The organism is Nostoc sp. CENA543 (genome assembly GCF_002896875.1).
In the GTDB taxonomy this organism is placed as follows: domain Bacteria; phylum Cyanobacteriota; class Cyanobacteriia; order Cyanobacteriales; family Nostocaceae; genus Trichormus.
Genome location: NZ_CP023278.1, coordinates 3,191,220 through 3,208,272 on the forward strand (window position 1 = coordinate 3,191,220; position 17,053 = coordinate 3,208,272).

Annotated in this window: 10 protein-coding genes; 9 read left to right on the forward strand and 1 reads right to left on the reverse strand. The window is 38.7% G+C overall.

Translation table 11 applies throughout. The features are described from left to right. Nucleotides 1-294: 294 nt before the first annotated feature. The 3 genes from CLI64_RS13155 to CLI64_RS13165 all read left to right on the forward strand — a co-directional run bounded on the left by CLI64_RS13155 (nucleotide 295) and on the right by CLI64_RS13165 (nucleotide 6,495). A complete protein-coding gene (locus CLI64_RS13155; protein ID WP_103137652.1) occupies nucleotides 295-2,487 on the forward strand; it encodes a zinc metalloprotease HtpX in 2,193 nt (730 codons plus the stop codon). Between the two features lie 714 nt (nucleotides 2,488-3,201). Continuing rightward, a complete protein-coding gene (locus CLI64_RS13160) occupies nucleotides 3,202-3,693 on the forward strand; it encodes an RNA-binding protein (RefSeq protein ID WP_103137653.1) in 492 nt (163 codons plus the stop codon). Between the two features lie 1,530 nt (nucleotides 3,694-5,223). Beyond that, nucleotides 5,224-6,495: a glycosyltransferase family 1 protein gene (locus tag CLI64_RS13165; protein WP_103137654.1), complete on the forward strand. Its 1,272-nt coding sequence runs from the start codon at nucleotides 5,224-5,226 to the stop codon at nucleotides 6,493-6,495. Nucleotides 6,496-6,586: 91 nt separating this feature from the next. On the opposite strand, the gene lipA is transcribed toward CLI64_RS13165, so the two are convergent. Beyond that, nucleotides 6,587-7,486, reverse strand: coding sequence for a lipoyl synthase (gene lipA / locus CLI64_RS13170; protein ID WP_103137655.1), 900 nt, complete (start codon nucleotides 7,484-7,486; stop codon nucleotides 6,587-6,589). Between the two features lie 391 nt (nucleotides 7,487-7,877). Here lipA and CLI64_RS13175 point away from each other — a divergent pair, with 391 nt between their 5' ends. From CLI64_RS13175 to CLI64_RS13200, 6 genes are all read left to right on the forward strand, one after another. Then, nucleotides 7,878-8,507 (forward strand): response regulator, encoded by a 630-nt coding sequence (locus tag CLI64_RS13175; protein WP_103137656.1) that lies wholly within the window; start codon nucleotides 7,878-7,880, stop codon nucleotides 8,505-8,507. 395 nt (nucleotides 8,508-8,902) lie between these two features. Beyond that, complete coding sequence (locus tag CLI64_RS13180; RefSeq protein ID WP_103137657.1) at nucleotides 8,903-11,254, forward strand: ATP-binding protein; 2,352 nt, start codon at nucleotides 8,903-8,905, stop codon at nucleotides 11,252-11,254. 63 nt (nucleotides 11,255-11,317) lie between these two features. Then, nucleotides 11,318-12,547 carry a response regulator gene (locus CLI64_RS13185; RefSeq protein WP_103137658.1) on the forward strand — a complete coding sequence of 410 codons (1,230 nt, stop codon included), beginning with the start codon at nucleotides 11,318-11,320 and terminating at the stop codon, nucleotides 12,545-12,547. Between the two features lie 302 nt (nucleotides 12,548-12,849). Next, nucleotides 12,850-14,139, forward strand: a complete 1,290-nt coding sequence (locus tag CLI64_RS13190; RefSeq protein ID WP_103137659.1) for a sensor histidine kinase — start codon at nucleotides 12,850-12,852, stop codon at nucleotides 14,137-14,139. Nucleotides 14,140-14,238: 99 nt separating this feature from the next. After that, nucleotides 14,239-15,390: an FIST signal transduction protein gene (locus CLI64_RS13195; RefSeq protein ID WP_103137660.1), complete on the forward strand. Its 1,152-nt coding sequence runs from the start codon at nucleotides 14,239-14,241 to the stop codon at nucleotides 15,388-15,390. Nucleotides 15,391-15,405: 15 nt separating this feature from the next. Beyond that, the gene (locus CLI64_RS13200) at nucleotides 15,406-16,440 is read left to right on the forward strand and encodes an ATP-binding protein (protein WP_103137661.1); all 1,035 of its coding nucleotides are present in this window, start codon (nucleotides 15,406-15,408) and stop codon (nucleotides 16,438-16,440) included. Nucleotides 16,441-17,053 lie beyond the last annotated feature (613 nt).

Consider the following 17,053-nt stretch of genomic DNA (forward strand, 5'->3'; position numbering starts at 1 on the left):
GCGGTAGCGCGGCGTTTAGCCGGTGCTGAGTGCTGAGTAGTGAGTGCGGAGTTATTCTGCCCCCTGCCCCCTGCCCCCTGCCCCCCTGCCTCCTCCTAGAAACCACTGGCCTTGATGTACACGGCATCTGATGATTCGCGCTTGGTCATAGCAGTTATCAGTTGGATGAGAACATACAGTGATCAGAAAACTTTAGATTTACAATGGCTTTCTTCACTGTTTCCTGTTCCCTGTTCCCTGTTCCCTGTTATATAACCGTGGATCAAATCACACAGATGGAGTGTCAAGATTTCTATGCCTTCACACGCTAAATCGTCTTTGGAGGCTGGTTTAGTTGCCCTCAAACAAGGAAATTATCGAGAAGCGATCGCTCACCTGGAACCTTTAGCTAGTCATCAGGGCAATGAGACTGCTGGTTTACAGGCCAGGGTAGGTTTAGTCATGGCTTATGCGCGCAGTGGCGAAGTTCGTAAGGCGATCGCCCTGTGTCAAACTCTCACTGATAGTCAAAACCCCAAGGTACAAGAATGGGCAAAAACCGCCCTTGTACATTTGACCAAAAAGAAGCGTAAAAAAACAGATAATACTCAAGTTAAACAGGCATCACAACAAACACAAGCTCAATCTCAACCTAACTACGCTTCAACTTTGCCCTCTGTAGGGTTACAAAATGTCTATCAGGGACAGAGTTTAGCTGGCAATCCCTTGATTAATCAAGCCAGTTACAACAAAACTCAGGAATTTGGTGTTTATTGGCGACAGGCAAAACGCGCGAAGGTTTGGCAGCCTTTACAAAAAACAGGTTTAATCCCCTTGCGATTATTGGCAGCAGGCACGTTTATGGCACTGTTTTGGGTGCTGCGAGAACTGCTCAATTTCACAATCGACTCGATTAACTTGGCTTTAGTAAAACTGCCGTATTTAGAGCCTGTGCAGTTTCTCTATCGTGATCCTACCCCAGCGTTATTTGCTATTTTGTTCATTGCGATCGCCATCTCACCTTGGTTATTGGATTGGCTATTAGCAAACTTTTACGGTCAACGTGAGTTGTCTAAAGATGTTTTAAACAATCATAGTCGGGAAACATCCCGTGTATTGCATCGCTACTGCCAACAACGTCACTGGCCATCGCCCCAATTGCGAATTTTACCCACGGCTGCACCTATAGCTTTCACCTATGGCAATTTACCCAGAAATGCCCGAATTGTCGTCAGTCAAGGTCTGTTAGATCAACTGGCAGATGATGAGATTGCTACCATCTATGCGGCACAGTTAGGACAAATCACTTACAAAGATTTTGTCCTCATGTCTTTAATCTTGCTGGTGACGCTACCAATTTATCGACTCTATCAGCAAGTCTCAGATTGGGGCAACACGACGGCTAAGGGCATATGGCATTGGCCGTTTACCATTGTCTCTAGTCTCACCTATGGGTTATGGTGTGTGCTGACTGGCACGGCTTTGTTATATTCGCGGTTGCGTCCTTATTATAGCGATCGCCTTGCCGCCGAAATCACAGGTAATCCCAATGGCTTAATTCGTGCCTTACTCAAAATTACCATTGGCATTGCTGCTGATATCCAAAAGTCAGAATTTACCAGTTGGCAATTAGAAAGCTTGAATCTATTACTGCCAGTTAGTTATCAACAAAGTGTTACCCTTGGCAGCATTGCTGGTCATCTCAATTTTGAGTCAATGTTGATGTGGGATAGTATCAACCCCTATCGCCGTTGGTTGATATGGAACAATACACATCCACTGATTGGCGATCGCATTGAACGCCTGTGTAAAATAGCACGCCATTGGCACATTGACCCAGAACTACATCTGGCTAGTCAACAGTCCCTCAGCCAGCAAGCACTGACAGTTACCCGTCAATCTTTCCTACTGCAAATTGCCCCATTTTTGGGCATTCCTCTCGGCTTCGTGTTTGCAGGTTTCATTTGGTTAGCTTGGCAAACCGCCTTTGCTGTTAGAATTATCAACCTGAAGTGGATTTACGAAGATTGGTCTTTTGTGACAGGTTGTCTTTTGATCTGCTTTAGCATTGGTTTGGTAATCAGGATGAATTCCTTTTTTCCAGACATTAAAGCGAGTAACGTCCATACCGAAGAACAGTTACCTTACTTATTAGCCAACCCCTCTAGCATCCCCATCGATAGCATTAAGGTGCGTTTTGTTGGTAAGTTACTAGGTCGTCCTGGAATTAGTAACGCTCTAGCACAAGACTTAGTTTTACAATCCACCACAGGTTTAGTGAAACTACACCATATTTCTTGGTTAGGACAGCCAATTTACCATCAAGAATTAATCGGTCGTCAAGTCACCGTTACTGGCTGGTTGCGTCGAGGTGCAACACCCTGGATAGATATCCACACCCTGCAAACTCAAGGCGGTAAAACTCTCAATAGTCCCCATCCCATTTGGTCTACCGTCATAGCCGTTATAGCCCAAGCTTGGGGTGCTTATATTTTTCTCACAGGCTAGTCCCAAAGGTAAAAGGCAAAAGGCAAAAGTAAAAAGAAAGGTAAAAGAGATTGATTTTTGAAACTTTGCGCTGATTGCAACTGGGTAGTTAAGTTTGAATGCCATAACTATTCCCAATGTCCAACATTCAGATGTAAATAAATATTGCAAAAATCGTCGATCAATGTTACATTTGTTTACAAATATATTGGTAACTGAAATTACACAGCGTCTCAGCTTGGTAACTGCCATTGCCTGTACACGCCTATCTATTCATGTTTATCCTCCTAAACACAGCAGCGAATTGACCAGCCATTGGCTGGTTTTTGTTTCCATCTTCAATATTCCTTCTTGAGAAAATATGTGTTTTATGCTACGATGCCCCAATAGAATTGCAAAAAAAGTGTCTGCTGAACTAGCTACGTAGAAAATACCGTGGTAATGTAAGGGATGGTGTTTAATTCTGCGGGCGAAAGCATTGAAAAAAATGCTGACGGCAAGAAACAATTAAAAACAAATTTACAACTTCTAGAATTAAGGTGGTACTAGCATAGCGTTATATGCGCTTTTGGATTCAGTTAAGTTTGATCCCAACAAAAAACTGTATTGTAAAGATTGACAGTTTGGAGTAAAAAAATTGGTTTATGGCAGACTTGGTCAATAGCATTTAACAGCCAACACCAAGCAGTTGTTTTCTTGCCTTGCCATGTTCATTCAACTCTGGAGGTATAGTTCATGTCCGTTCGCCTATATATAGGCAATTTGCCAAAAGAAGAAATAGATCGTCAAGAACTGCAAGCGGTGTTCGCCGCCGAAGGTGATGCGGTGACTACTAAGTTAATCAAAGACCGCAAAACTGGCAAATGCCGTGGTTTTGGTTTTCTGACAGTCAACAACGATGAGCAAGCTGATCAAATCATCGAAAAATATAATGGTCAGTTGTTCAAAGAAACACCCATCAAGCTAGAAAAAGCATTACCTCGTACTAAAGGTGAGGAAGGAGACGAACAAGCAGCTCCAACACCTGCTGCTAGCGGTAATCCTAGCCCGAAAACCAACAAAGAAGGTTCTCGACGTGAGAAAGGTTCTAAGAAGTCTCGTCGTGGTGGTGGTGGACGCGAAACCAGCACAAGCACCTCTGACTCAGACGCAATTCGTCCCGATCCGCGTTGGGCTTCGGAGCTAGAAAAGCTCAAGCAAATGCTAGCTGCTCAGACTACCAACTAGGTGCAAGAAGTGAAAGATTAAAAATTAAAAGTCAGAGTTTTTTGATTTTTAATTTTTAATTGTTTAAGTTTCCGTCATGGCTCAACTGAGGGTTAATGATAGCTACGATTTTGGGTGCGATCGCTCTTTTATTGCGAAATGTACCGCTAATTTCGATAAAAGTTGCGATCGTACTTAGTTTCAGTTAACTCATCAATTTTTTTTGAATCTTCCAGAGTCATTATCACCAGAGTGAGGGCAAGAAAAACTCCTCGACTGGAATCTGATTTCATTGCGGTAAAATGCTCGAAACTTCTGTCTTCAACAGGAGTAGTCAGATTTTCTTATAGATGAATAACCTCTTTAGTCTGATTAGGTGTTGAATTAGGGCTAAAGGGGTTTTAATTTTTAGGGAACACCAAAAAATAAATTATCCCAAATAAACAGCTTAGTAGGGTGCGTCAGTATGAATAACCTCTTGGTATAGTTAGGTTTTCTCACACTGACGCACCCTACAGCTTAGATATTTTTTATCTGGAAGTCCCTCAACAGCGAATAGGGAAAAGGTTAGTCGGTGCAGTCTTCTCCCAGAGATGTTCCGCGAACGTGAACGCGGAGTGTGTCGCAGACAAGGGGGTTTCCCTCATGTTGCCGTCAGCCTTATCTTCTCTACAAGAGGCTGCGCCAACGAGACGCTACACGTAGCTTGCTTCTCCGTAGGAGTACCCGTAAGGATGCGAACGACGATCTTGCCGCGTTCGCGACGCAGGAGCGTCACCCGAAGGGAAACATAGGGGTGAGATTGTTCCCTGTTTCCTACACCCGCCACAGAACTTTTCAGCAACCTCTAATTGTGGTTAATTAATTTTTTGTATTCCCTAAATATTAGTATTCTACTGGATTGATTTTCACAGATTGTGGGGTTCAGATCCTCGACTTTTTAAAGAAGTCGGGGATTATAACCTATCATAATTTGTTTGGCAGACTACTAGATTTTTAGATAATTTTGTATTTTAAGCTACAAAAAATATGGTTATTTATTAGTAATATTTGGCGTTTTTTTTAGAAAAAACAGACTGATTTAACTCGTAAATCTTTACTACGTATTAACACTGAAGATTTAGTCCATATGAACTCTTATTTCATGAATCCATGAAGATTGGGACGAAATAATCAAGTACAAATACGGTAGTTTAATCATACTTTTTATTACTAATAATAGTATATCTATGGAGATAGAAGCAGTATTTTCCAGTAAGGAAACGGATTAATTGCTATTGGGAATAAGAGTATATCTGCGTTTTAATCTTTAGTTAAATAGAACTTCATCTATCACAAGGATTAGGTTTGATTATGTCTACTTGTGTATAAACAAATCAAATATAAATACCAAGAAAGAAAGTATCATCCTAGCAATAGATAGATAAAAATATTTGACATATTAAATTAAAATAAAGGTTACTCCAAAGTTCCTACATAATCCAAGTAATTGCACTGTAAGTAATCTGGGAACTGCTCACAACTTTATTCACATCAGCAACACACAAACGTATGAACGCTAACACTGAAAAACGTATAGCTTTGATTTCCGTCCACGGAGATCCAGCTATTGAAATTGGTAAAGAGGAAGCTGGGGGACAAAATGTGTACGTGCGTGAAGTAGGTAAAGCCTTAGCGGATTTGGGCTGGCAAGTTGATATGTTTAGCCGCAGAGTTAGTCCTGAGCAAGAGACAATTGTGCAGCATAGTCCATCTTGTCGAACAATTCGCTTAACAGCTGGGCCAGTAGAATTTGTCCCTAGAGATCAGGGCTTCAAACATTTAACAGAATTTGTGCAGCAGTTACTGCAATTCCAACGAGAGAACCACATTATTAAATATCCAGTTGTACATACAAACTATTGGCTTTCTAGTTGGGTAGGAATGCAATTGAAGGCTCTTCAAGGTAGCAAACAAGTTCATACATATCACTCTTTAGGTGCAGTTAAATACAAAAGTGTAGATACAATTCCTTTGATTGCCACGAAACGGTTAGCTGTAGAAAAACAGGTTTTAGAAACAGCAGACAGAATTGTTGCGACTAGTCCGCAAGAACAGCAACATATGCGATCGCTAGTTTCCACAAAAGGTTATATTGATGTGATTCCTTGTGGTACAGATATCCAACAATTTGGCTCAATAGATAGAGAAACAGCGAGAGCCGAATTAGGGATTGCATCTGATGCCAAAGTCATATTGTATGTAGGACGTTTTGATCCGCGCAAAGGCATAGAAACTTTAGTACGTGCGGTGAATCAGTCGCAATTACGTAATTCTGGTAAACTCAAACTCATTATTGGTGGTGGTAGCACTCCTGGGGCTAGCGATGGTAGAGAACGCGATCGCATTGCAGGGATTGTACAAGAATTGGGCATGAGCGAATTGACAATTTTTCCTGGTCGTCTGGGACAAGAGATTTTGCCGACTTACTACGCGGCGGCGGATGTGTGTGTAGTTCCCAGCCATTACGAACCCTTCGGACTAGTAGCAATTGAAGCAATGTCCTGTGGTACACCAGTAGTAGCTAGTGATGTGGGTGGTTTGCAGTTTACAGTCGTCACCGAAAAAACTGGTTTATTAGTTCCACCCAAAGACGCTGATGCGTTTTCTGTTGCCATTGACAGAATTCTTCTCAATTCAGCGTGGCGAGATGAATTAGGTGAGGCTGCGAGAAAACATATTGCCTCTAAGTTCAGTTGGGGTGGCGTAGCAGATAAATTAAGCCAACTATACACCCAAATTCTCAATACATCGATTCTAGAACCGATGTTAGTTGGTAAATAAAAGAGGAATTGGTGCAGGGTGCAGGGGGCAAGGGGGAAAAAATTTCTCCGTTTCTCCCTGCCCCCTGCCCCCTGCCTTCTCTCCCCAGTCCCTACTCTTCCGCATGATAGGAACTACGAACCAGAGGCGCGGAACGGACATGAGTAAATCCCATTTCCCAGGCGATTTTGCCAAGGTGGTCAAATTCTTCGGGTGTCCAGTATTTTTGCACTGGGAGATGATCTAGAGAAGGGCGCATATATTGACCGATGGTGATGCGATCGCATCCTACTGCCCTTAAGTCTTTCATGGTTGTGATCACTTCCTCTACTGTTTCGCCATGTCCCAGCATTAATCCTGATTTGGTGGGAATGGTGGCATCGAGTTCTTTGACTATAGCTAGTACCCGCAAAGAGCGATCGTATTTAGCACCCCGACGCACTGGCCCTGTTAAGCGTCGTACCGTTTCTATATTATGGTTAAAGCAAGCCGGCTGGGCTTGTACAATCATTGCCAGACGTTGACTTTGCGTAGTTTCACTTGCACCCACACCGCCCCAGAAATCCGGTGTCAAAACTTCAATTTGTGTGTCTGGGTTAAGTTGACGAATAGTCGTCATTGTCTTGACAAAGTGGCTAGCTCCTTGATCTGGCAAATCATCACGAGCTACGGAAGTTAACACCACATAACGTAATCCTAAAAGCTGTACAGCTTCCGCTACCTTTTGAGCTTCTTCTGGGTCAAGCGGCATGGGTGCATGACCCTTATCAACTTGACAAAAAGCACAAGCACGAGTGCAGGTTGGCCCCATCAATAAAAAGGTGGCGGTTTTTTGGGCGTAGCATTCACCCCGATTAGGACAACGACCTTCTTCGCAGATTGTATGAATTTGGCGTTGTTTAATTATGCGTTGTACTGTGGAAATTTCGCTGGCTTTGCCGATAGAACGGCGTAACCAACTGGGCATAGCCATAATTTCCGCTTTGATTTCGGCTGGTTGAGAAGAAGTCATACCAATTTTGGATTTTGGATTTTGGATGAAAAGCCTAGATTCTTAGACTGTTCCAGAATATCGCAACAATACTACCTATCTCGATTTGGTGTCATAGTCGATTCAAAACTGGTCACTAGGTATTAGAAAATTTAATTCTTTTCCAAGATTACTGGAAATAGCTGATTAACTAAGGCTGAGAACTCAAAATTTATATAGGCTTTAAATTTTACCATGACACAAAATCTACTCTCCGCATCCGTAAGTTTATTAAAACACTAGCCATAACGAGATTTATACCGAAATATACTATCCCCCAATTAATCACAATGTTGAGTATAGTGGGAGCATTCTCACAGTCAACCGCAGTGACCGTTATTGAAACTTAAATATTCTTTTAGAGCAATCAGTCGTGGCAAGTAACAAAATTCTAGTTATCGATGACACTACCGTTGTCAGGGTAAAAGTTAGGGAAATGCTACCTCCTGGCAATTTTGAGGTATTGGAAGCAAAAGACGGTTTAGAAGGACTAAATTTTATCCGTCAAGAAAAACTCAGCTTAATTATGTTGGATTTTCTGTTACCCAAAATGAGTGGGTGGGAGGTTTTTCAGCAAGTCCAGGCTCATCCTGATTTAAGAAAGATTCCTTTAGTGATTATGTCTGGTCGCAAGGAAGAAGTAACTGAGAAAATTAGTGAACCTTTCGAGTATTTTGAATTTCTCGGTAAGCCTTTTGACCAAAAACAGTTAATTGGTGCGATTAAGTCAGCAATGACTAAAGCTAAATTACCGCGTACAGAACCTGTGGCAGTAGCAGCTGCTACTGTAAGAAATGTTGCTGCACCTACAGCTACAGTGACACATAGTCCAGTAGCAACTGCTAGTACAACTGCGGTAGTTGCTAATACGGAAGTGAACACTGCTTCTGCGGCGGAAATTCAGGCATTGAATGAGAAAATTGAGAAAATGCAGGCTGAGATTGAGAGCTTGAAGAAACAGTTAACTCAAGTAGTGACGTTTATTAAGCAAAAAATCAAGTAGCTGAAATCTTTAGCGATGTGCGGAAATCTCCTCATGATACCAATCTGTCTATATGATCAGTAAGATTTGGGCAAACGGTATGAGATAGAGAAATTTATCAAAGCGATCGCCATCATGAAAATGCTCGAAATATACCTTCATACAAGTCCGCTTAGGCGGACTTATTTTATCTTCAACTATCGTTGACTAGTAATCAACTCAGTTTGAAGACATTATCAATTTGATATCATGTTAACAATTAACTATAAATTCTCAATATATTTAATATAACTACTAAATATATTGTCTTGGAGCTAGGGTATTAATACACTTTGTGGTATTGATACTGGAAGAATGGGAAAAATAATCACACTTATTGATAGCTAGCTTTCCCACCTATCCAGAATTAACAAATAATGACGCGTACTACTATTCAAATTTTTAGAAAATGGCCTCTCCGTTTCATCTTAATATTTCCTTTTGTCATGCAGATTTTTACCACAGTATCAATTGTGGGATACATTTCTTTTAGGAATGGGCAAAAAGCTGTCAATGAACTGGCTCATCAACTAATAAATCGAGTCAATGAATTAGTTGAACAACACTTAGATACTTACTTAACTACACCCCATCAAATTAATCAAATTAACCTGGATGCTGTAGAAATGGGGATTCTCAATTTGGCAGATTTCCAGTTAACAGGTCATTATTTTGCCAAACAAATGCGAGTATATAACATTGGTTATATTAACTTTGCTAACCGCCAAGGTGAATATATTGGTGTTGAACGTTTAGATAATGGACAGTTATTAATTAACGAAGTCTCTCAGGCTAAAGGGTTAGGTAAACTTCATATTTATACAACAGATGAGCAACTACGTCGCCGAAAATTAATAGAAGTTAAAGATTATGATCCTCGCTTAGAAGCTTGGTATAAAGATGCAGTACAGGCAAATAAACCTATATGGAGTCAAATATATCAATGGGAAGATAAACCGGAAATACTATCTATATCTTCTAGTTATCCTCTTAATAAAGGAAAATACAAGTTTTCTGGTGTTATAGGCGTAGATTTGATATTGTCACAGATTAGTAGTTATCTAGGGAAACTCGAAGTAGGTAAAACCGGAAAAGTATTTATTCTAGAGCGTTCTGGGATGATAGTAGCTACTTCTAGCAATGAAGTACCATACAATGTTGTCAATGGTAAATCGCAAAGACTATCAGCTGTAAATAGTAAGAATTATATTATAAAAAGTACAACAAAACATTTAATCCAAAAATTTGGTTCTCTACAAAATATTAAGTCTACACAACAAAGTATTTTAAATTTACAAGATGAAAGAAATTTTGTACAAGTAACACCTTGGCGAGATTCACTAGGGTTAGATTGGCTAGTTGTGGTAGTTGTTCCTGAAAACGAATTTATGGCAGAAATTAATGCCAGCAATCGTACAACTATTTTGTCATGTTTGGTTGCGCTAGTTTTGGCTACAGCTATAGGTGTGTATACTTCCCGTTGGATAGCATCTCCCATCGTTCAATTAACTCAAGCTAGTAGCATAATTGCATCTGGTAATTTAGAGCAAACAGTAGTCAATTCTGATGTCGAAGAAATCAACATACTGGCTCAATCATTTAATCGAATGGCAGGGCAACTAAAGGAATATTTTACATTTTTAGAAACTACCAATCAAGAACTAGAGAAACGTGTAGCTGAAAGAACCGCAGAAATTACTGCTGCCAAAGAAGCTGCTGATGCAGCCAATCGGGCAAAAAGTGAATTTTTAGCGAATATCAGTCATGAATTACGTACACCATTAAATGGCATTATTGGTTACGCACAACTTTTGCAACTCAATCCCTATACTAGTGCTGAACAACTGCAAGGTATTAATGTGATTCACGATTGTGGCTCTCATTTATTAACGCTAATAAATGATATTTTAGATATCGCCAAAAATGAAGCTAAAAAATTAGAACTATACCCTGACATATGTGATTTTAAAAAACTACTATTGGGAGTTGCTGATATTTGTCGTATTAAGGCTGAACAAAAATCTCTGGATTTTAGCTGTCGCATAGATGAGGATTTACCGATAACTATTCAAACCGATGAAAAACGCCTCCGACAAGTTTTAATTAATCTTTTGGGCAATGCTATTAAATTTACTCAACAAGGTGCAGTAAGTTTTATCGTAGAAGTCATAGCGCGTGATATAAACACACAGCCCCCCTTAAAAAGAATTAGTTTCCAAATTATCGATACAGGCATTGGTATGCTACCTGAACAATTGGAAAAGATATTTTTGCCCTTTGAACAATTAGGAAATACTTTACAAAAATCCGCAGGTACAGGTTTAGGGCTAACAATTAGTCAGCAGATTATAGAAATGATGGGTAGTCAAATCAACGTTGAAAGTACATATGAAGCAGGAAGCAGGTTTTGGTTTGAATTAGATTTACCAGTCGTGAGTACAGATGGAAATTCAGATATATCATATATTCCCAACACCTTACTTAATTTTGAGCATAAATCCCATTCAGAACTAGAGGAAATAATTTTCCCGCCGGCTAGTGAGTTGTTAAATTTATATCAAGCTGCTAAAGCCGGTTACGTTGTGGATATCAAAGCAGAAATACAGCGTATTCATGATTTAGATGTCAGATATGAAACATTTACTCAGAAAGTTTTGCAATTAGTAGAAGACTTTGAAGATGAAGCTATTGTAGAAATGATTCAACCTTATGTAGATAACAGTCAGTGACAGATGGGCTAGTAGAAATTGATAAATTCAAAAATAAAATGGTATATTTAGCAGGATTTGGGGATGAAGACTTATACAAACGAATCTATTTTAATCGTAGATGATATTCCTACCAATATCAAAGTTTTATTTGAAATTCTTAATCAAGCAGGTTTTAAGGTTGCTGTAGCTAAAAGTGGTAAAAGTGCCTTAAAAAAAGCAGAAGAGACATTGCCTAATTTAATTTTATTGGATGTAATGATGCCAGAGATGGATGGGTTTGAAACTTGTCGTCTGCTTAAGGAAAATCCTCAAACTAGAAATATCCCAGTAATTTTTATGACGGCTCGCTCTGATTTAATAGACAAAGTACAAGGATTAACCATTGGAGCCGTAGACTATATTACTAAACCTATTGAATATGAAGAAGTTTTAGCAAGGATTAATGTTCACCTAGAATTAAGACGGACTCAATTACAACTGGTGCAGGAAGAAAAAATGTCTGCACTGGGACAATTAATATCAGGAGTAGCACATGAAATTAATAATCCGATTAATTTTATCGTCGGTAATATAATTTATGCTCAAAGTTATGTTGATAATTTATTGGCATTATTACATCTGTATGAGAAGCATCAACAACAGAAATTGCCAGAGATTCAAGCTTATGCTGATCAGATTGAGTTGGATTTTCTGAAATCAGACTTACCTCAACTATTATCATCAATGAAAACAGGGGCAGAACGCGTTGAAAAAATTGTGCGATCGCTCCGTTCATTTTCGCGCTTAGATGATACAGAATACCAATTATTTAATATTCATGAAGGTATTGATAGCACGTTGGTTCTTTTAAGTAATCGCATTAAAACTGTTTCCAAGAAAGTTGAAATTAATATAGTAAAAAATTATGGGGAATTACCTGCTGTAGAGTGCTATGCAGGCCCAATTAATCAAGTGCTGATGAATCTAATAGCAAATGCCATTGACGCTATAGAAGAATCCTTATTAAGTAGTAAATTTTCGGAAAAACCGACAATTGAAATTATTACAGATGTCACAGAAGATCAACAATCTGTGGTAATTACAATTGCTGATAATGGTGTAGGTATTCCTGAAGAAATTCAACAGAGAATTTTTGAGCAGTTTTTTACTACTAAACCTCTAGGGAAAGGAACAGGTTTTGGATTAGCGATCGCTCATGAAATCATCGTAGACAAGCACAAAGGAAAACTAGAAGTCCAATCTGCTTCCGGGGAAGGCGCGCGATTTCTTATTACTATTCCTATCGAACAAACCATGAGCAACGTACAATAAAAGATTTTCGCTTTTGTTATACCCTAGGTGTTGTTACATTTGATTTTATGGGAACTATAGGCTTGTAGCTTACTCGTATTGGTAAATTGCTCAAGACTGTGATAAATAGTGGTGGTTTGCTCTCGTAGTCAACAACACAACAATTTAAGTATTTACTCAGTGCTAAAAGTATAATTTAATCAAAAGCACTGGGAGATGTTGACCACATAATCAAGGTGTAAAGATATTGCTGAATTTCTCCTCTAGCCATTTACCTTTCAGCCAAAGCAGAAGAATACCCATAAACTTGCAAGTCCCATAAAATGCTTCATACATCACCAGAAAATAACTTGATTTTAGTTGTAGATGATACACTAACAAACTTAGAAATTATCTCAGTTGCACTGATTGACAGTGGTTTTAATGTCATTACAGCTATTAATGGAGAACAAGCAATCCAGCAGATAGAATCTCGATTACCAGATTTAATTTTATTAGATGTGATGATGCCAAGAATGGATGGCTTTGAAACCTGTCAAAAAATCAAAGCCAATCCCCTGACACAAGATATTCCAGTGATTTTTATGACTGGGATTACAGATACAGATAGTAAAGTCAAAGCTTTGAATTTAGGTGCTGTTGATTATATTACTAAACCTTTTCAAAAAGAAGAAGTTTTAGCACGCATTCAGACACATTTACAATTGAGAAATCTGAATAAGAATTTAGAAAAAATCGTGGCGGAACGCACAGCTAAACTTGATAGAACTTTACGAGAATTACAGGAATTTCAAGTTCAGCTCGTCAAACAAGAAAAGATGTCAGTTCTGGGTCAATTAGTAACAGGAATTGCCCATGAAATTAATAATCCTGTAAGTTGTATTTATGGTAATTTAGGTCATGCTTTGACCTATTTCCAAAATCTGATTAATCTGATTGAACTTTATCAAAAAAATTACCCAGAACCCGTAGATCAAATTCAAGATGCAATCACAGCAATGGATTTAGAGTATGTCTGTGATGATTTGCCTAACTTGATTTTTGCTATGAAAGAAGGGATTCAACGGATTCGAGATATTAGTAATGGATTGCGAATTTTTTCTAGAGCCGACACAGAAAACAAAGTTGAGTGCAATATTCACGAAGGTATCGATAGTACACTTTTGATTCTCAAACATCGCCTTAAAGGGTCGGAAATCAGTTTACCCATTGAAGTTATTAAAGATTACGGTGATTTACCTTTAATAGAATGCTTTCCTGGTCAGTTAAATCAGGCATTTATGAATATTTTAGCTAATGCAGTTGATGCCTTAGAAGAATCCAACGATAAATATAGTTTAGAACAGCCTAAACAAATATCTATCTGCACAATGCTCAGTGAAGATGAAGATCAGGTTTTAATTAAAATTAAAGATAATGGTACAGGGATGTCATCAGAAATTCAACAGAGAATTTTTGAGTATTTATTCACTACTAAGCCTGTAGGTAAAGGCACTGGTTTAGGGTTGGCGATCGCGCATCAAATCATTGTACAAAAACATCAGGGTAATTTAGAGGTAAATTCTCAGATCGGTATGGGTTCTGAGTTTATCATTACTATTCCTAATTCTTAGCTAATTAAGTAACTATAAAATCTATTCAAATCCTCTATTTAGCAACGAAGTTTGGGAACTATATATTTGTAGAGGTTGATTTACTAGACATTGAAATCGATGTTTAAGATAGTGGTTGGTCATAGTAATGACCCTGACTCTTTTGCAGCCGTTGAGGAAGTCATTCAGCAATGTACTACTTCCCTAAATGGACATATTCCCCAGGCGGGAATTTTGTTTACCGCCATTGACTTTGACCACATTTTGATTCTGCAAGAAATTCATCAGGTGTTTCCTGGAATTGAGTTAATTGGTGGAACTACTGATGGGGAAATTTCTTCAGTTTTAGAATTTCAGCAAGATTCGGTTACTTTGATGTTGTTTTACTCAGACGAAATAGAAATTTTTGCAGGAGTGGGAGTGCAAGTTTCTGCCGATCCTGTGAAAGCAACACAGCAAGCAGTAGAACAAGCAAAAGCTAAAACTACAAAACTACCGCAATTATGCCTAACTCATCCTGAAAGCTTGACTACTAGCGGTGTCGCAATTTTAAAGGGTTTAAAACTGGCATTAGGAGAAAAATTTCCCATATTTGGTGGTTTAGCTGCTGATCAATCAAAATATCAGCAAACCTATCAATTTTTTCAAACACAAGTCCTCAGCGACTCTGTACCAATTTTATTGTTTTCTGGAAATATTCTGTTTTCTCATGGTGTTGCTAGTGGTTGGTTTCCCATTGGTAAAACTAGTAAAGTTACCAAAGTGGAAAAAAATATAGTTTACGAAATTGATCATCAACCAGCTTTAGAATTTTATCGCCGTTATTTAGGTACACTGTCACCTTCCATAGAGTACCCCATCGCCGTATTTGCAGACGATGAGGTAAATTTCTATCTGAGAGCGCCCATTGCTCATGATGAAACAACAGGTAGCGTTACGTTTTTTGCTGATGTTCCTGAGCAAGCGACTATTCAAATAGCTGAAGCTGGACATGAGGACATTTTGACAGCTGCTCACGCATCATTTATGAATGCCGTGAATAATTATCCAGGCAAAAAACCAGCAGGTGTACTATTTTTTTCCTGCGTGGCTAGGCGACAAATATTGGGTATGCAAACACAACAGGAATATCAAACAACAAAAAATTATGTAAATCAGTTTTTACCAGCTTGTGGGTTCTACTCCAATGGTGAAATTGCTCCTATCAATTCCACTGGACAAACACATTTTCATAATGAAACCTTTGTGACTTTAATTTTGGGAACTAGTTAAATAATTACAGAAATTATGAATTGCCCAGAGGAAATTCAAAAGCTCCAGAAAGAAAACAGAATATTACAAAAAAAGTTAGAGCGTTCAGACATAGACCGCATTAAGCTAGAGGAAACTAATAGAAAAAAGGAGTCACTACTCAAAAAAGTCATTGATGAATTACAAACATCACAGACTCAACTAGAACAAAGAACATCAGAACTAGAAAGAACATTAATTATCCTGCAAGTTATGCAGGATAAAATGACTGTTTTAGGTGGATTAGTTGCAGATGTAGCACATGAAATTAATAATCCTGTGGGTTTTATTATGGGAAACATTACCCCAGCTATTGAATACATTCATGATTTGCTATATCTGATTGACCTTTATCAGCAATTTTATCCTCAGCCTTCGCCCGCCATCCAAAAACAAATTACACATATGGATTTGGATTATGTACGTGAAGACCTACCCAAACTCATTACTTCTATGAAAGAAGGAACTACACGTATTAGCCAACTCAGTTACAGCTTGCGGACTTTTGCACGGGCTGATACGGAATCTAAAGTTCCGTTTAATCTGCATGAAGGGATTGACAGCACCCTTTTTATTTTGAAACATCGCTTAAAAGCCAATCAGTATCGTCCAGAGATTCAAGTAATTCAAGAATATGGAGATATTCCCATAGTAGAGTGTTTCCCTGGACAATTGAATCAGGTATTTATGAATATTTTAGCTAATGCAATTGATGCTTTAGAAGAATCTAATCAGGGCTTGAATTTTGTTGATATTGAAAAGAAAGTTAATAAAATTATTATTCAAACAAATCTGGATGAGCAGAGTAATTTAGTTGTAATTCGTATTAAAGATAATGCTTTGGGTATGTCAGAAGCAATTAAAAGTAAAATTTTTGAACATTCATTTACAACTAAACCTGTAGGCAAAGGTACTGGTTTAGGATTAGCCATTGCCCATCAAATCATTGTCCAAAAACACCAGGGAACTTTAGAGGTAAATTCTTTAGTCGGTGAAGGCTCTGAGTTCATAATTACTATTCCTCAATTTTAGTTACTTCACTGAATGAACATCTTTTTTGATGGTTCAGTTTTAATTTTTTTAATTGTAATTTTTTTAAAAATTAGTTAGAGCTTGCTGAATAATGGCGAAAGATAGAGGCAACAGGAGTTTCAGGTTCAGACAAAAGAAATAAAGTGGAAGGAAAAGGGGTAATACCAATTCTCCAAAATTAAGCAACAGATGCAAAGCTTGAAACCCAGGTGGTATCTGACTTCCTTAATTGCGTTAGCGTACCACTTTGCGGAAGCAAGCTACGCGGTAGCGTCTCGTAGAGAAGTGGGACGTTAGTCCATTGCGAATTGGTGTTACTCCCCGCTCCCTCCCCTCTTCCCCAGATTACCCGTAGATTCTCTGCCACAAGGAGGTAATTTACTGCTCAAGACGGCAAACACCACTTTAGCATTACGGTTCACCCTAATTACTCAAGGTATTAATTCTCATAAATTAGACAGAGTGAAAGCAGTTTAATCAATGAACCAACTAGAAACATACTTTAAAATTAACCGACCTATCCATTGTTCGGGAAACCACCCTTCATGGACTGGCTACATAAGCTCAGTATATATATCAGCGTAACTTGGGTTTGCAACGCCAAGACAACCAA